14 protein-coding genes are annotated in these 17324 nt (G+C 71.0%); 10 read left to right on the forward strand and 4 right to left on the reverse strand.

The genetic code is table 11. The features are described 5' to 3' along the window. Nucleotides 1-435: 435 nt before the first annotated feature. The 6 genes from BLW47_RS12680 to BLW47_RS12705 all read left to right on the forward strand — a co-directional run bounded on the left by BLW47_RS12680 (nucleotide 436) and on the right by BLW47_RS12705 (nucleotide 11901). Nucleotides 436-3525: a ThuA domain-containing protein gene (locus tag BLW47_RS12680; RefSeq protein WP_175543608.1), complete on the forward strand. Its 3090-nt coding sequence runs from the start codon at nucleotides 436-438 to the stop codon at nucleotides 3523-3525. A 73-nt stretch (nucleotides 3526-3598) separates the two neighbouring features. Further along, nucleotides 3599-6697, forward strand: a complete 3099-nt coding sequence (locus tag BLW47_RS12685) for an OmpL47-type beta-barrel domain-containing protein (protein ID WP_175543609.1) — start codon at nucleotides 3599-3601, stop codon at nucleotides 6695-6697. 60 nt (nucleotides 6698-6757) lie between these two features. Next, nucleotides 6758-7753 carry a sugar phosphate isomerase/epimerase family protein gene (locus BLW47_RS12690; RefSeq protein ID WP_091555949.1) on the forward strand — a complete coding sequence of 332 codons (996 nt, stop codon included), beginning with the start codon at nucleotides 6758-6760 and terminating at the stop codon, nucleotides 7751-7753. Between the two features lie 14 nt (nucleotides 7754-7767). Beyond that, nucleotides 7768-8892: a multicopper oxidase domain-containing protein gene (locus tag BLW47_RS12695; RefSeq protein WP_217634836.1), complete on the forward strand. Its 1125-nt coding sequence runs from the start codon at nucleotides 7768-7770 to the stop codon at nucleotides 8890-8892. A 200-nt stretch (nucleotides 8893-9092) separates the two neighbouring features. Then, nucleotides 9093-9386 (forward strand): hypothetical protein, encoded by a 294-nt coding sequence (locus tag BLW47_RS12700; protein WP_091555951.1) that lies wholly within the window; start codon nucleotides 9093-9095, stop codon nucleotides 9384-9386. Between the two features lie 73 nt (nucleotides 9387-9459). Then, nucleotides 9460-11901: a glycoside hydrolase family 65 protein gene (locus BLW47_RS12705; RefSeq protein ID WP_091555953.1), complete on the forward strand. Its 2442-nt coding sequence runs from the start codon at nucleotides 9460-9462 to the stop codon at nucleotides 11899-11901. A 45-nt stretch (nucleotides 11902-11946) separates the two neighbouring features. On the opposite strand, the gene BLW47_RS12710 is transcribed toward BLW47_RS12705, so the two are convergent. Continuing rightward, a complete protein-coding gene (locus tag BLW47_RS12710) occupies nucleotides 11947-12672 on the reverse strand; it encodes an alpha/beta hydrolase (protein ID WP_091556705.1) in 726 nt (241 codons plus the stop codon). Between the two features lie 174 nt (nucleotides 12673-12846). Here BLW47_RS12710 and BLW47_RS12715 point away from each other — a divergent pair, with 174 nt between their 5' ends. Together BLW47_RS12715 and BLW47_RS12720 are read left to right on the forward strand one after the other, a co-directional pair. Next, nucleotides 12847-13074 (forward strand): hypothetical protein, encoded by a 228-nt coding sequence (locus BLW47_RS12715; RefSeq protein ID WP_091555955.1) that lies wholly within the window; start codon nucleotides 12847-12849, stop codon nucleotides 13072-13074. Between the two features lie 138 nt (nucleotides 13075-13212). After that, nucleotides 13213-13599: a VOC family protein gene (locus BLW47_RS12720; protein WP_091555957.1), complete on the forward strand. Its 387-nt coding sequence runs from the start codon at nucleotides 13213-13215 to the stop codon at nucleotides 13597-13599. A 42-nt stretch (nucleotides 13600-13641) separates the two neighbouring features. Here the strand turns inward: BLW47_RS12720 and BLW47_RS12725 are convergent, their stop codons facing one another. Next, nucleotides 13642-14421: a phosphodiesterase gene (locus BLW47_RS12725; RefSeq protein ID WP_091555959.1), complete on the reverse strand. Its 780-nt coding sequence runs from the start codon at nucleotides 14419-14421 to the stop codon at nucleotides 13642-13644. Between the two features lie 194 nt (nucleotides 14422-14615). After that, entirely contained in the window at nucleotides 14616-14837 is a 222-nt protein-coding gene (locus BLW47_RS12730; protein WP_091555961.1) for a hypothetical protein, read from the reverse strand. 198 nt (nucleotides 14838-15035) lie between these two features. Between BLW47_RS12730 and BLW47_RS12735 the strand changes: the two genes are divergently transcribed. Beyond that, entirely contained in the window at nucleotides 15036-15437 is a 402-nt protein-coding gene (locus BLW47_RS12735; protein WP_091556707.1) for a ChaB family protein, read from the forward strand. A gap of 129 nt (nucleotides 15438-15566) precedes the next feature. Continuing rightward, the gene (locus BLW47_RS12740) at nucleotides 15567-16433 is read left to right on the forward strand and encodes an SDR family oxidoreductase (protein WP_217634837.1); all 867 of its coding nucleotides are present in this window, start codon (nucleotides 15567-15569) and stop codon (nucleotides 16431-16433) included. A 45-nt stretch (nucleotides 16434-16478) separates the two neighbouring features. Here BLW47_RS12740 and BLW47_RS12745 read toward each other — a convergent pair whose 3' ends face one another. Next, complete coding sequence (locus BLW47_RS12745; protein WP_091555965.1) at nucleotides 16479-17084, reverse strand: DedA family protein; 606 nt, start codon at nucleotides 17082-17084, stop codon at nucleotides 16479-16481. Nucleotides 17085-17324 lie beyond the last annotated feature (240 nt).

Consider the following 17324-nt stretch of genomic DNA (forward strand, 5'->3'; position numbering starts at 1 on the left):
CACGGCGAACTCGCGCCGCAGGGTGGCGCGATACGGCGGGCTGCACCCGTCGTCAACCACCCCACGGGTGGTGGGGGTGCCACATTCAGCTACCCACGGTGTCGACGGGCGCCACTGTCGCGTTGATGGAGGTGAATGGAAGCGCCGTCGCCCGGGCCCCGGCAGTGCGTCGGCGACCTGCCGATACGGCGGTCGTCGCGGGCCGAATGGTCAAGGCTGCATACCCCTTAAGGTGGACATCTTTGTCGGTTACAGACAGTAGTGCGTTTACAGCCCAAAAAAGATTGGCTAGGTTCTTACCAACTTTCGGTTCGGCGACCAAAAGTTGACGTAGAGCCCCGACTTTCGGCGATCTCGCAACGGCGTCCCTGCGACCCCGCCGACCCGGCCCGCGGAACGCGCGCCGGGTAATCCGATTGGAGATGCATGCTGGCCATGCGATTCCCTCTGAGACGAAACCGTTCGTCAGCCCGGAGGCAACCCGGACGGTACGTCGCGTCGGCAGCGGTCGGGGCGCTCGGCCTCACGCTGCTCGGTGCGCCGGCCAGCCAGGCCAACCCCGCCACCGGGCCCGCCGCGCAGACAACCCGGGCGCGCGAGGCCGTCCGGGTGCTGGTCTTCCACGGCGCGACCGGTGGTGACGCGGTCGCGGCCGGCGTCAACGCCATCAAGGCGGTGGGCGCGCAAGGGGCCGACTGGCAGAAGTTCGACGTGGTCGCGACCCCCGACGCGACGGCGTTCACCGCCGAGAACCTGCGCGACTACAACGCGGTCGTCTTCCTCGGCACCACCGGCGACGTGCTCGACGGCGCGCAGGAGGCCGCGTTCCAGGAGTTCATCCGCGCCGGCGGCGGCTTCGTCGGAATCAGCGACGCGGCCCGCGTCGAGCCGGACTCGGAGTGGTTCACCCAGCTGGTCGGCGCCCGCCCGGGCACCAGCCCCGACGAGGTGCAGGAGGCCGTCGTCGAGGTCGGTGACCGGGTGCACCCGGCGACCAAGGTGCTGCCGGTGGAGTGGAAGCGCAGCGACAAGTGGCTGAACTGGGCCACCAACCCGTCCGGCTCCGTCCACACTGTCGCGTCGGTGCGGGAGACCAGCTACCAGCCGGGTACCGGGGCCAACGGCGCGGACCACCCGATCTCGTGGTGCCGCGACTACGACGGCGGCCGCTCCTTCTACACCGGCATGGGCCACACCGCGCAGAGCTTCCGGGACGCCGACTTCCGCAACCACCTCTTCGGCGCGCTGCTCTGGACCACCCGCCTGGTGCGGGCCGACTGCAAGGCCACCATCGCCGCGAACTACAAGGCGACCCGGCTCACCCAGCCGAACCAGTCCGGCCAACTCGACCAGATCGGCGAGCCGCACGGCCTGGCGATCGCCGGCGACGGGCGCGTGTTCTACATCGGCCGCGGCGGCCCGATGACCGGCGGCCCCGCCCCGATCACCGACTGGAACAACCCCGACATCGGCAAGGGCCAGGGCACGATCCACCTGTGGCACCCGCGCACCCAGAAGGTGAGCCTGGTCGCGACGCTGGACGTGTTCGGCAACAAGGGCGGCGGCGACGAGCTGACCAAGTCCGAGGAGGGCCTGCTCGGCATCGCGCTGGACCCGAAGTTCGCCGAGAACGGCTGGGTCTACCTGCACTACACGCCGCACTCGCAGATCAACCGCGACACCCACATGGGCCAGCGGCGCGTCTCCCGGTTCACGCTGAACCACGAGACCAACACCCTCGACCTGACGTCGGAGAAGGTCCTGCTCAAGTGGGACGTGCAGATCCACAGCTGCTGCCACGTCGGCGGCGACATGGTCTTCGACTCCAAGGGCAACCTCTACATCGCCACCGGTGACACCAACTCGTCCGGCTTCAGCGACGGCTACTCCGGCAACAACCCGGCGCCGAACTTCAAGGGCGTCTCGTTCGCCGACGCCCGCCGCACCGCCGGCAACACCAACGACCTGAACGGCAAGATCCTGCGGATCAAGCCCAACGACGACGGCACGTACGCCGTCCCCGAGGGCAACCTGTTCAACCCCGGTGCCCCGCAGGCGGACAAGACCCGTCCGGAGATCTACGTGATGGGCATGCGCAACCCGTCGCGGCTCTGGGTCGACCAGAAGACCGACAACCTCTACGTCGGCTGGGTCGGTCCGGACGCGGGCGCGCCGAGCACCACCTGGGGCCCCGCGAAGTACGACCAGTTCGCGGTGATCACGAAGGCCGGCAACCACGGTTGGCCGTACTGCGTGGGCAACAAGCAGCCGTACCGGGACCGCAACCTGCCGGACCCGACCAAGCCGCTGGGCTGGTATGACTGTGACAACCTGCGCAACGACTCGCCGAACAACACCGGCCGGCGCAACATCCCGCCGGCGCGCGGCAACAACATCTGGTACTCGCCGCAGGGCGGTGGGCCGGACTACCCGCGCTACGACGGTGTCCCGACCTACAAGGCCGGTGACGAGCGGTTCCTGCTGCCGTGGCTCAAGGGCGGCGGCCAGGCCGCGATGAACGGCCCGGTCTACCGGTTCGACAAGAACAACCCGAGCCAGACCAAGTGGCCGCAGTACTGGGACGGCATGTGGTTCGTCGGCGACTTCTACAACGGCGACCAGCCGCGGCACGCGGTGCTGATGGACCCGGCGACCGCCGGCCAGGGCGGGCTGCCGGTGCACGCCGAGAACCTCAAGAAGATCGTGCCGGCGAGCAACGACGCGATCCGCCGCCTCATGGCGTGGCGCTTCGGCCCGGACGGCGCGCTCTACGTGCTCAACTACGGCAACGGATTCTTCAACGCCGACGCGGCCTCCGCGCTGTGGCGCGTCCAGTACGTCGGTGGGGAAGCGACGCCGGCGCCGGAGGAGCTGGTGCCGGGCGTGCCCGGTTACAAGCGGGCCGAGAAGCTCTTCGACGGATCGAAGTACTGGTTCTCGCGGTGGGAGCACGTGGGTGCGGGCGGCTTCACGCTGAACGCCGACGGTTCGATGACCAGTAAGGCGGAACCGGGGCTCGGGATGCTGTGGTTCCCGGCGAAGGAGTACAAGGACTTCTCGCTGAAGCTGCAGTGGCGCGACGACGCCCCCGGCGAGGGGCGGGCCAACAGCGGGGTGTTCGTGCGGTTCCCGTGGCTGTACGGGCACCCGAACGAGTCGCGGCCGGAGTGGGTGGCCATCAAGTACGGCCACGAGCTGCAGATCCTCGACCGCACCGACGGTGACCAGTACAAGAGCGGGTCGGTCTACGGTTTCGACCTGGTAAGCCTCGCGGACGCGAACGTGACGCCCAAGGGGACCTGGAACGACTACGAGATCCGCGTGGTGGGTCAGCACTACTCGATCTACCGCAACGGCAAGCTGCTCAACGAGTTCGTCAACGCGCCCGGCCAGCTCTTCTCGCCGCCGCGCGCCGACGACCCCGGCACCTCGGGGCGCCAGCACCCGAGCGGCTTCATCGGGCTGCAGAACCACGGCACCGGTGACGTGATCAGCTTCCGCAACATCCGGATCACGCAACTCTGACGACGCAGCGGGCCGCCCGGGGGCCGTCTCCGGCCCCCGGCGGCACCGCGTCGACCACGAGAGGGAAAGTCCGATGCACAGACCCCTTTTCGCCGGGGCTTCGCCGTGGGCGCGCGCGGTGCGATCACCGCGTACCGCGCTGCTCGCCGTCGCCGCCCTGGCAGCCTCGCTCGGGCTGGCGGCCCTGCCGGCCGGGGCGGCGCCGCCCGCACCCCCCGCCGCCGAGGCGAGCCCGGCGGCGCAGGTCCAGGCCCAGGCCCAGGTGCTCACCTGGACCGCCGGCGACGACTTCACGGCGTACGCGTCGCGGCCGACGACCGCGGTCGCCGGCCCGACGACGATCGTCTTCGAGAACAGCGCGGCCACCGGCAACACCACCGGCATGCAGCACACGCTCACGTTCTCCACCAGCGACCCGGCCTACAACCGGGACGTCTACGTCGACATCCTCGCCGACCCGTACGACAGCAACGGCGGGCGGCACCAGGTCGACGTGGTGCTCACCCCCGGCAAGTACAAGTTCTTCTGCGCGATCCCGGGCCACGGCTCGATGCAGGGGGAGCTCATCGTGACCGGCGGCAGCGCGGACACCACGCCGCCGACGGTGACCGCCTCGGTCTCGGGTAACCGGAACGGCGACGGCGCGTACGTCGGCAGCGCGACGGTCACGCTGGCGGCCAGCGACAGCGGCTCCGGGGTGGACAAGACGGAGTACTCGCTCGACGGCGGGCCGTTCGGCATCTACTCCGGACCGGTGACGGTCACCGCGCCGGGCCAGCACACGGTCAGCTACCGGGCGACGGACAAGGCGGGGAACACCTCGGCGGCGCAGTCGGTGTCGTTCACGGTGGTGGCGCCGCCGGCGCAGGACAGCACCCCGCCGACCGCGTCGGCGTCGGTGACCGGGGACCGGGACGCCAACGGCGCGTACGTGGGGGCGGCGACGGTGACGCTGTCGGCCACCGACACCCAGTCGGGTGTCGACCGGATCGAGTACTCGCTCAACGGCGCGGCCTTCGCGGCGTACTCGGCGCCGGTGACGGTGAACCAGCCGGGCCAGCACACGGTCGCCTACCGGGCCACCGACAAGGCCGGCAACACGTCCGCGCCGCAGTCGGTGTCGTTCACGGTGGTGGCGCCGCCGGCGCAGGACACCACCCCGCCGACCGCGTCGGCGTCGGTGACCGGGAACCGGGACGCCAACGGCGCGTACGTCGGCAGCGCCACCGTGACGCTGTCCGCCACCGACGAGGGCTCGGGCGTGGACCGGATCGAGTACTCCCTCGACGGGGCCGCGTTCGCGCACTACCACGCGCCGCTGACCGTCAACCAGGCCGGCCAGCATACGGTCGCCTACCGGGCGATCGACAAGGCGGGGAACACCTCGGCGGCGCAGTCGGTGTCGTTCACGGTGGTGGCGCCGCCGGCGCAGGACAGCACCCCGCCGACCGCGTCGGCGTCGGTGACCGGGGACCGGGACGCCAACGGCGCGTACGTGGGGGCGGCGACGGTGACGCTGTCGGCCACCGACACCCAGTCGGGTGTCGACCGGATCGAGTACTCCCTCGACGGGGCCGCGTTCACGCACTACCACTCGCCGCTGACCGTCAACCAGGCCGGCCAGCACACCGTCGCCTACCGGGCGACGGACAAGGCGGGGAACACCTCGGCGCCGCAGTCGGTGTCGTTCACGGTGGTGGCGCCGCCGGCGCAGGACACCACCCCACCGACCGCCAGCGCGTCGGTGTCGGGCAACCGGGATGACAGCGGGGCGTACGTGGGCAGCGCGACGGTGACGCTGTCGGCCACCGACACCCAGTCCGGTGTGGACCGGATCGAGTACTCGCTCAACGGCGCGGCCTACGCGGCGTACTCGGCGCCGGTCACGCTCAACCAGCCGGGCCAGTACACGGTCAGCTACCGGGCGACCGACAAGGCGGGGAACACGTCGGCCCCGCAGTCGGTGTCGGTGCGCGTGGTGGCGCCGCCGAGCAACGACACCACCCCGCCCACGGCGACGGCCACGGTCTCCGGGCAGCGTAACGACGACGGCCACTACGTCGGCAGCGCCACGGTCACCGTGTCGGCCTCCGACGCGGGTTCCGGGGTCGCGCGCGTCGAGTACGCGGTCGACGGCGGCCCGTTCGTCGCGTACTCCGGTCCGGTGACGGTGAACTCGCCGGGCGCGCACACGGTCTCGTACCGCGCGACCGACAGGGCCGGGAACACCTCGACCGTCGGGTCGGTCACCTTCGAGGTGGTGGCCAGCGCTCCGGGCACGACGTGCCCGGTGGTGGACAGCCGGGCGACCGTGGTGGTCGGAACGGTCGACAGCGGGGTCCGCAACCGCCCGGTGCGCCTCGAGTGCACGATCAACAACCTGATCAAGGACGAGCGTGAGTGGGCGACCCACGACAAGTTCGTCACGCACGTCGAGACCGTGACCGGCCAGCTCTACTGGAACGGGAAGATCACCTACGCGGAGAAGGCGGCGATCGTCAAGGCCGCGAAGCAGTCCGGGGTGGGCAAGCCGGTCGGCCGGGACGGCTACGAGAAGATCCTCAGCAACCGGGAGTCGTTCTCGCAGTGGCGGCAGGCCGGCGCGGGTGGCTTCACGTTCAAGGACGGCGCGATCAGCAGCAAGGCCGAGCCCGGGCTCGGGATGCTGTGGTACCCGGTCAGGGAGTACCGGAACTTCTCGCTGAAGCTGCAGTGGCGCGACGACGCCCCGGGCGAGGGTCGGGCCAACAGCGGCGTGTTCGTGCGGTTCCCGCGGGTCGACAACCATCCGGACGAGTCCCGTCCGGAATGGGTGGCCATCAAGTACGGCCACGAGCTGCAGATCTTCGACCGCACCGACGGCGACCAGTACAAGAGCGGCTCGGTCTACGGTTTCGACCGGGTGGACCTGGCGGACGCGCACGTCACGCCGAAGGGGACGTGGAACGACTACGAGATCCGCGTGGTCGACCAGCACTACCAGATCTACCGGAACGGCGAGTTGATCAACGAGTACGTCAACGCGCCCGGCGCGGTGTTCTCCCCGCCACGCGCCGACGACCCCGGCACCGCCGGCCGGCAGAACCCCAGCGGTTTCATCGGGCTGCAGAACCACGGCGCCGGCGACCTGATCAGCTTCCGCAACATCCGCGTCGCGGAGCTCCCCTCGTGAGCCGGCGGGCGCTCGTCGCCCGACCCGTGCCACTGCTGCTGCATATCGAAGGGAAGACCGATGAGTAAGGGAAAGATCGACCGGCGCGCGCTGCTCCGCGGGCTCGCCGGCACCACGGTCGCCGTGGGCGCCGCCACCCTCACCGGTGGGGCGCCGGCGTCGGCCGGCGGCGACGACCACCGGTCCGGCGGCCGTCTGATCCCCAAGGGCCACATGGGGATCCAGCTGTACAGCGTGCGCGACAAGATCGCGGAGTTCGGCTTCGGGCCGGTCTTCGAGGAACTGTCCCGGATCGGCTACCGGGAGGTGGAGTTCGCCGGCTACACGCAGGGCAGCGCCGGCCCGATCACCCCGGAGCAGATCCGGCGGCTGCTGCGCGACAACGGCCTCAAGGCCGCCGGCAGCCACCGCGGTCTGAACGACTTCCGGACGAACCTGCAGTGGGAGCTCGACGTCGCGCAGACGATCGGCATCCCCTACATCGGCACCGCCCAGGCGCCGACCAACGTCCGCACGGTCGACGGCTACAGGGCCGCCGCCGAGGAGTTCAACGCCTGGGGCGCGGTCACCAAGGCCCGCGGCATCGGCATCTACCAGCACAACCACACCATCGAGTTCAGCTTCGCCACGGACCAGCCCAGCGTCCGGCTCTACGACGTGTTCCTGAAGCACACCGACCCGGAGCTTGTGTTCCTGGAGATGGACATCCTGTGGGCGTTCGGCGGGGCGCGGAAGTACCCCGGTTTCCGCCCGGTCGACTACGTCAACGCCCACCCGCACCGCTACCCGCTGTTCCACGTCAAGGACGGGGTGCCGCTGCCGGACCCGCAGCAGGGCAACTCGTACCTGGACGTCGAGTTCGGCAAGGGCGTGATTCCGTACGCCGAGTTCTTCAGCGAGCTCAAGGGCCGCGGCCGGCACGAGTACCTGTGGGAGCAGGACACCGCGCCGAGCGTGCAGCCGAACCCCCCGGGGTCGCTGGGCGCGGCCGAGCGCAGCTACGACCGCCTGCGCGAGCTGCGGCGCGTCACGGTGGGAAAGGGCGGTAAGAAGTGATGTCGGAGAACACCGTGACGAGTGAGTCGCAGCAGGAGACGCTGCCGCCGGGCGTGCGTCCGTTCACCACCCGCGCGATGCTCGTCGGGCTGCTGACGCTGCTGACCGTGATCGGCGGCGGCGGCCTGGCGCTGGCCAGCCCGCAGCTCTTCGGCGCCGAGCGGCCGGCGGGCTGCGACACGCCCAACCGGCGGATGGACCTGTACGCCGTGGAACTGCCCAAGGACCCGGTGACGAAGCAGATCCGGCTCGGCTACGGCAGGACGCCGGGCAGCGCCTCGTACCCCGGCCCCACGATCGAGATGGTCGAGGGGCAGTGCCTGGCGATCACCCTGCACAACCGGGTCTCCGCCGAAACCCTGACGGCGCTGCGCACGAACCCCACTCACCCGCTGGGCGTCTCGCTGCACGTGCACGGCGTGAAGTACACCCAGCAGTCGGACGGGACCGTCCACAGCGGCTCGTACGTCGCGCCGGGGGAGTCGCGCACCTACACCTGGTTCGCCAAGAAGCGCGACGGGAAGCACGGCGGCACCGCCGGCTACTGGTGGTACCACGACCACGTGGTCGGCGGGGAGCACGGGACGCAGGGGATCGGTGCGGGGCTGTTCGGCGGCGTCGTCGTGCGCCGCCCGGGGGACCCGAAGCCGGACCGGACGTACGTGACCGCCTTCGGTGACCGGCAGACGATCAACCTGCGCCGGGCGGCGGACGCGGACACCTGCGATCCCGTCAACCCGCAGCCCGGCCCAACCTGCTTCGTCGCGAAGATCGGCGAGCGCGTGGAGTTCATCAACTTCGGCATCGGCAACGACATGCACACCTGGCACCTGCACGGGCACTCGTGGGCGAACACCCGCACGGGTTTCGTGCCGCCGGAGGACTCGGCGCTGACCGACTCCATCCAGATGGTCGACAACAAGACGCTCGGCCCCGGTGACTCGTTCGGATTCCAGATCGTCGCCGGCGACTCGGTCGGTCCGGGCCACTGGATGCTGCACTGCCACATGCAGTTCCACTCGGACGGCGGTATGCACACGATGTTCCACGTGCTCGACGAAAACGGGAACATGCCGCCGGGCGGCCACCACGCGCCGCTGCCGACCCCGACCGCGAGCGCCGGTCACGACGGTCACTGACCCATCCCGCCGCTGCCCCGCTCCCGCGCACCGGGAGCGGGGCAGCGCCCGTCTTCGACCGACCCGCCTTGATGGCCGTGCTGCCGGCTCCCGGACGGGCGCACCGGCGCCGTGAACGACCTCGGCGCGGTCGCCCGGGCCGCCGCCGTCGACGCGTACGCCACGCGCCCGTCGCCGATCCGATCATCAGGGGCCTGCATGTGCGCTGGGCGACCGGGGCCGCCGAGGGCTGGGGCTGGTTGGAGGTGCGCGACGGGCGTTGCCTCTTCGAGCGGGTGCGGGTCGCCGAACACGCCTTCTCCTGCGGCGTCGACCCCGGCCGCCTGGCCGAGGACCTCGCCGCGGCGGCGATCGGGGAGCGGCTCAAGCGGCTCGACACCGTCGAGCCGGTGCTGACCCCGAAGCAGGCGCTCGGCCGCAACCTCGACGCGCTGCGGTCGCGCCGGGACGAGATGGGCGCCCCGTTCGCCTTCGACCACGTCCGCTTCGACTGACGGCGCCGACGCACGTGTAGCGACCGCGTTCCGGGGAAAGCCGCGTCGCGGCGACGGCGTGCGGAGGTGACTGATGGGCGCGGACCCGGGCTGCGAACTGTGCGTCTCGAGCGGGCCGGACGAATGGGTGCTGAGCTACTCCGACGCCGATCCGGCGAGCGAGCGGACCCGGGAGACCCTGCTCACCGTCGGCAACGGCTACTTCGCCACCCGCGGCGCGGCGCCGGAGGCGACCGCCGACGAGTCCCACTACCCCGGCACGTACGCCGCCGGCCTCTACAACCGTCTCACCTCGCAGGTGGACGGGCAGACGCGCGAGGACGAGAGCATCGTCAACCTGCCCAACTGGTTGCCGCTGACCTTCCGATCCCTCGGCGGCGAATGGCTGGTGCCGGAGGCGTTCGAGCGGGTGCACGAGCATCTCGTGCTCGACATGCGGCGTGGCCTGCTCACCCGCGAGCTGCTGGTGGCCGACCGGAACGGCCGGCGCACCCGGCTGCGGCAGCGGCGGCTGGTCTCGATGGCCGCACCGCACCTCGGCGCGCTGGAGACCCGCATCGTGCTGGAGAACTGGTCCGGGCGGATCGAGATCCGCTCGGCGCTCGACGGTCGGGTGAGCAACGGCAACGTGTCGTCCTTCGGGGCGCTCGCCGCCCAGCACCTGACGGTCACGGAGACCGGGTGCGACGGCCGTGACCTGGTGTGGCTGGTCGCCGAGACGAGCAGCTCGAAGCAGCGGGTCGCGGAGGTCGCGCGCACGCTGGTCTACCAGGGCGGGCACGAGGTGCGGGCGGACCGGCGCACGGTCAGCGAGGCGGGCCTGATCGGTCAGGAGTTGGAGATCGACGTCGGGCAGGGCGAGGACGTCGTGATCGACAAGGCCGTCGCGCTGTTCACGTCGCGGGACCGGGCGATCGCCGAGCCGCTCGTCGCGGCCCGCGAGGAGATCACCGACGCGAGCAAGTTCGAGGATCTGCTGTTGGCGCACAGCGCGGCGTGGGACCGGCTGTGGCAGCGTTTCCACGTGGGGCTGGACGACGGGGACGGATCGCGGCTGCCCGTGCACGTGCACGTGTTCCATCTGCTGCAGGCGCTCTCCCCGCACACCGCGGACCTCGACGCCGGGGTGCCCGCGCCGGGCCTGCACGGCGAGTCGTACCGCGGGCACATCTTCTGGGACGAGTTGTTCGTCTTCCCGTTCCTCAACTTCCGGCTGCCCGAGTTGACCCGGGCGCTGCTGCGGTACCGGCACCGTCGGCTGCCGCAGGCCCGGCGCCGCGCCGCCGCACTCGGCATGAAGGGGGCGCTGTTCCCCTGGGAGAGCGGCAGCGACGGCCGCGAGGAGACGCCCCGCGCCTCCTGGAACCCGCACGCCGGCCGGTGGCGGCAGGACTACTCGTCCCGGCAATACCACGTCAACCTCGCCGTCGCCTACAACGTCTGGCACTACTGGCAGACCACCGCCGACTTCGGCTTCCTCGCCGCGTACGGCGCGGAGCTGCTGTTCGAGACGGGGCGCTTCGCCGCCAGCCTCGCCACCTACGACCCGAACGACGACCGCTACGACATCCGCGGGGTGATGGGGCCCGACGAGTTCCACGACGGCTACCCGGACCGGCCGGGTCAGGGCATCGACAACAGCGCGTACGTGAACATCATGACCGCATGGACGTTGGCGCGGGCCCGGGACGCCCACGAGCTGATCGGCAAACACCACGGCGACGAGATGTGGCAGGGTCTGCGCCTCAGCGACGCCGAGCTGCAGAAGTGGGACCACATCTCCCGGCGGCTGCGGGTGTGCTTCCTGCCGAACGGGTTGATCGAGCAGTTCGAGGGCTACGGGCGGCTGGCCGAGCGTGACTGGGACGAGTTCAAACGGCAGCACGGGGACCTGAAGACACTCGGGCTGGTGCTGGAGGCCGAGAACGACAGCCCCAACCGCTACCAGGCGTCCAAGCAGGCCGACGTGCTCATGCTGCTGTACCTGTTCACCGCCGAGGAGCTCACCGCGCTGGTGCGCCAGCTCAACTATCCCTTCGATCCCGCGATCATCCCGCAGATGATCGATTACTACATGCGGCGCACCTCGCACGGCTCCAGCCTGAGCCGCGTCGCGCACGCCTGGGTGCTCTCCCGCACGGACCGGAGCCGTTCGTGGGAAATGCTGCGCGCGGCGTTGAACAGCGACATCGCCGACCGTGAGGGGGGTTCGACGAGCGAGGGAATTCACCTCGGCGCGATGGCCGGCAGCCTGGACATTCTCCAGCGCGGCTACACCGGCCTGGACACCCGGGAGGACATGCTCTGGCTCAACCCGATGCTCCCGGACGAGCTGCGCTCGCTCGACCTCGACATCCGCTACCGCGGCCAGTGGATCAATCTCCGCGTCGACCCCACCAAGTTGACCCTGCACGCCCATCCGGGCGGTGCCGCGCCCCCCTCGAAGGTCACGATCCGGGAGCGCGTCTACGACCTCGCGCCCGGCGCCACCATCGAGGTCCCACGCAACGGCTGATCGCGCGGTGACCGGGGGTGCCTTCGGCGTCACCTCGCGGACCGCTCAGGCCGCGGTCGCGGTGCCCGCTCCGGCCAGCAGCCACTCGACCGCCCGCTGCGCGATGCGTTCCGGCACCTCGTGCCCGCCGTCGAACTCCTCGTACGTGACCGGGTAGCCGACCGCCTCCAGCCGCGGCACGAGCCGGCGGCTGCACACGGTGATGGGCAGGACGGTGTCGTCGGTGCCGTGCGAGACGTACACCCGCGGCTGACCGTGCGCGAGCAGCGGGGCGGCGAAGCCCGGGGAGAACGCGAGCACCGCGTCGAACAGGTCGCCGTTGGTCAACCCCAACGACAACGCGTACGAGGCGCCGTCGGAGAAGCCGCCGATCAGCATCCGTCGCACCGGATAGGAGTCGAGGATCTCCTCCAGCAGCCGGTCGATCCGACGGACGTCCGGGCCGAACCCGTCGACGATGAGGTCCCAGGTGCTGGAGGCCGACTTCGGCGCCAACAACAGCAGCCGGTGCTCGTCGGCCATCGGCAGCAGCAGGTCCAGCCCGTGCCGCGGCGAGCCGCCGGCCCCGTGCAGCAGCAGCGCCAACTGGTACGGGCGGCCGTCGGCCGGTTCGGGCACGTAGGCCAGCCCCAGCAACTCGCCGGTCGGCCCGTCCAGCGGTAGCAGGCCGGTCGTGGTCGAGGCGGAGACCGGTGGGTACGGGCGCGCGGTCAGGCGTCCGTGTCCGGAGTTCTCCTCGGGCTGCGGGTGCGGCTGCGCGGGTTCGGTCACCTCGGGCACGCTTCCTCGCCTCGTGTCGTGGTGGTGGCCGCCGGTGGCCCTGGCGTCGCCCGGTTACCCCGGTTTCCGCCCGGCAACCGGCGGCGGCGCCGGCTGGCCGCGAATGGCGGCAACCGCACCGGGTAACCGGCGGGGGAGGCAACGTCACGCAGGAGGGAGCAGACGGTGAGCGACGGATACCTGTGGCAGAAGAAGACCGGCGAGGTCGTCGAGGCGGCCCGGCGGGCGGGCATCCAGAACCCGGAGCGCAAGAACAAGGAACAGCTGCTACGGGAGATGGGGCAGGCGCCGCCGGAATCGACGCGACCGGGGCGCGGGACCGGCCCGGATGTGGCACCGCCTCCCGGCACCAGCCCGCAGGAGTGGAATCGGATCCCCGGCAACCAGTCCTGACGCGGCGGCAGCCCCCCTTCCGCGGCCGTGCCGCCATCCGGCGCGGCCGCCCCGCGGCGGGACCGGAGAAGCGGTCGTCGATCTCCTTACGACGTACAATGTACGGAGAAGTGTCGCCGACCCGCTCCGGAGGCCCCCGTGAAGATCACCTCATCGGCCGTGTCGCTCAACGTCGACGATGTCGAGGCGTCGACCCGGTTCCTGACCACGCACTTCGGTTTCCGGGCGGAGATGGCCGCCGACGGGTTCGCGTCGCTGACCCGCGACGACGCCGGGATGAACGTCATCTACCTGCGGCGGGGGCTGAAGACGCTCCCCGACGACCAGCGGGACGACCACGCCGACGGGGTGATCCTCGCGTTCGTCGTCGACGACCTCGAGGGCGAACTCGCGCGGCTGCGGTCCGAGGGCGTCCCCATCACCATGCCGCTGACGGTGGAGGAGTGGGGAGAACGCGCGTTCCAGGTGACCGACCCGAACGGCGTGATCGTGCAACTCGTCGACTGGAAGGGCACGGCCGAGTGACCGCGGGCGCGTCGCGCGCGCCGGCGCGCCCCGCCCACCTGGTCAGGAGCCGCCGAGCAGGGCGGCCGCGTGGCTGACCGGGACGGTGTGCGTGACGCACTCGGCGCCGGTCAGCGCGTGCAGCAGGAAGCCGGTCGGCTCGGCCAAGTAGCCCATCGCGCGGTCCGGGCGCATGCACAGGTCGCTCTGCCGGTACGTGCTGGGCGCGACGGTGAGCGTGCTGCCGGCGAAGCCGGCGGTGACCGGCCGGTGCAGGTGGCCGGCGAGGACGCGCACCACCTGCGGGTGGCGGGCGACGACCTTGGCCAGCTCGTCGCCGTCGGTGAGCCGGATGGCGTCCAGGAACGGGATCCCGACCGGAATCGGCGGATGGTGCAGGCAGACGAAGACCGGCACGTCGGGGCGGCGCGCCAATGTCTCGTCGAGCCAGCCGAGCTGCTCGGCGCCGAGATGGCCGGCCGCGTCGCCGGGCTGCAGCGAGTCCAGCGCCACGATCGTGGCCCCCGGATGGTCCACCGCGTAGTAGGCGCACTCGGTGGCGGGCAGCAACGGGGTGTCGCCGAAGGCGTCCAGCAGCGACTCGCGGCCGTCGTGGTTGCCGGTCACCAGGTGCAGCGGCAGCGGGAAACGCCCGATCACCTCGCACAGCACCGCGTACTCGTCCGGCCGGGCGTGCTCCACCAGGTCACCGGTGATCACGACGCAGTCCGGTCGCGGGTCCAGGGCCAGCACCCGGCAGAGCGCCCGGTGCAGTCCGGACGCGGGCTCGGCGGCGAGCGCGCCGGTGGTGATGTGCGGATCACTGAGATGCGCGACGAGCACGGCGACCTCCGCTTCCGGATCGCGACATCGTCACCGTACCGGGCATGCCGGGCGCTTTCCGGGGGAGTGCGCCGATCCCCGTCGCCGCGGCAACGTTTCCGTCCGCGCCCTGGCTCTGCCGACCGATCTTGACGGGTGTGGGTGCGTGTGTTGTCGCTGGAACGACAACACACGCACCCATACCGGCAGCGACGTCAGCCGGGCTCCGTCTGGAGCCGCTTCTTGAGCATCTGCTTGCCCTGATCGCCGGCCTTCTGGCTGTTCTGCTGGATCTTGCGGAACCAGTCGGCGAGTTCGGCGTCGCCCTCCTGCTCCGCATCCTTGATGTAGTGCTCCATCCGCCAGGCGTTCTCCAGCGACATGTGCAGAATGCTGACCAGGTCGTAGTTCTTGTCCTTGACCGGGCTCTGTGGCATCGCGGACCTCCGCCGAGTTGTCGGTGTGCAGCCCGGATGCCCGCGATGCGGGCCGTTACGCCTCACGGGGCCTTCCTGGCGCAGCGGCATTTCGTCGAGGGGCTCGCCACCTCGCCGGCGCAAGGGCTGAGGGCGCGGTTTGCCCGGATCGCCCAACGGGAACGTTTGCGCCCGTACGCGCTCGCGAAGGAGGAGACGATGCCGGCCCGGAAGGAAATGCCCAGCACGCTGAAGCGCTCTCCGAAGAAGGCGCAGGACACCTGGGCCAAGGCGCACGATTCGGCCGTCGACTCGTACGGCGAGGGGGAGCGGGCGCACCGCACCGCCTTCTCCGCGGTCAAGCACTCGTTCGAGAAGGTCGGCGACCACTGGGAGGCGAAGGGCAAGAAGGGCCCGAGCGACGCCCAGGCGGCCCGGGGCCGGCGGTCCAGGCCGACCGGGACCGCGGGCGGCGTCGACGCCAACGCCACCAAGGAGCACCTGATGGACGTGGCCCGGAAGCTCGACGTGCGCGGCCGGTCGCGGATGACCAAGCCGGAGCTCGTCGACGCGATCCAGAAGGCCAACGAGCGCAGCACCCGCAAGGCGCGCGGCCGATGAGCCGCCCGGTTCGTGACCCGGCCTAGGGGCCGACCGTCACCGATTCGCCGATCGCCGCCGAGGCGATACGCCGCGCGCGCGGCGTATCGCCTCGTTTGCTGTTTTCGGCGCCGGGGTACCGGCCCGACCATGACTTCTCCCGAGCAGACGCCGCTGCCGGCGGCCCAGGAACAGCCCTATCCCGGTGACAGCGCAGAGATGCAGCCGCGTCCGCGCGACACGATGGCCGACTACGTCGGGCGTGGCCTGCTCCAGGGGCGACGGGCCCTGGTGACCGGCGGCGACTCCGGCATCGGCCGGGCGGTCGCGGTGGCGTTCGCCAAAGAGGGCGCCGACGTCGCGATCGCCTACCTCTGCGAGCACGACGACGCCCGGCGCACCGCCGAGCTCGTCGAGGCGGCCGGACGGCGCTGCGTCCTGCTCCCCGGCGACCTCGCGGACCCGGGTCAGTGCCAGGAGGTCGTCTCGCGGACGGTCAGCGAGCTCGGCGGGCTCGACCTGCTGGTGAACAACGTCGCCTACCAGCGGAACGCCGACTCGCTGGAGGAGATCTCCGAGGAGCAGTGGCTGCACACGTTCGACGTGAACATCCACAGCTACTACCGGGTGACCAAGGCCGCCTTGGCGCACCTCCCCGAGGGCTCCGCGATCATCAACACGGCCTCGATCAACGGACTCAAGGGCAACAACCACCTGATCGACTACTCCGCGACCAAGGGCGCGATCATCGCGTTCACGTACTCGATCGCGCAGTCGCTGCTCAAGCGCAAGATCCGGGTCAACTGCGTCGCCCCCGGCCCGGTCTGGACCCCGCTGATCCCGGCCACCTTCCCGGCCGACAAGGTCAAGGGCTTCGGCGACCACGTCCCGATGAAGCGCCCGGCGCAGCCCGACGAGATCGCCCCGTCGTACGTCTTCTTCGCCAGCGACCTGCTCTCGTCGTACTACACCGGCGAGGTGCTGGCCCCGATCGGCGGTCTCACCCTGCCGGGCTGACCGGTGGTGGGGAAGGGTCGCTTTCCGTACGGGAAGCGACCCTTCCTAACGTCGTCCGCGGCGAGCGCGGATCCGCCAGATCAGCAGCGCGCCGGCGGCGATCACGACGGCGGTGAGTGCCGTGCCCCGCCCGACGAATTTCTCCACGGTCCGGTAGGAGTGACCCCCGAGATACCCGGCCAACACCGAACCGGCCCCCCAGATGAGACCGCCGGCGGCGTTGAACGCCAGGAACTTCGCGTACGGCATCGACGACGCGCCGGCCAGCGCGGGGATCACCGCCCGGAAGAACGCGGTGAACCGGCCGAGGAAGACCGCGGTCCCGCCCCGCCGCGCGAGCAGCTCCCTCGCCCGGTCCAGGCGTGCCTGGCGCGCACGCAATCGCCGGCTGGTCAGCAGCCGCGGGCCAAGGCGGCGGCCGATCTCGTAGCCGACGGTGTCGCCGACGATCGCCGCGGCGACCACGAGCGCGATCATCACGGGCAGCGACACGTGGCCGAGGCTGGCCGCCACGCCGCCGAGGATCGCGGCCGTCTCGCCGGGGAGCACGAACCCGAAGAAGAGCGCGTCCTCGACGAAGACGACCAGCGTGACCAGCGTGTAGACGAGGGCGCCCGGCAGCGTCAGCAGCCGGTCGAGCAAATCCTTCACCGCGCCGCGCTCCGTCGCCGCCCGACGGGCGGGAAGCGATCGGTCGACAACCGGGGCACCTGTCCGTTCTACTACGCCGGTCCGTGCCGCACCCGTGGGTCACGGGTTCGGCCGTCGCGGGCCGGAGCCCGCACCGTCGCCCCCGAAGCGGCCACTCGTGGCGACGCGCAGGGCGAGCTGCCGTAGCCGGCGGTCGACACGGATGAGCGGGGCCGGCGTGCGCCGACCCCGCTCATCACC

This window comes from Micromonospora pattaloongensis, assembly GCF_900107255.1.
Taxonomy (GTDB): Bacteria; Actinomycetota; Actinomycetes; order Mycobacteriales; family Micromonosporaceae; genus Micromonospora_I; species Micromonospora_I pattaloongensis.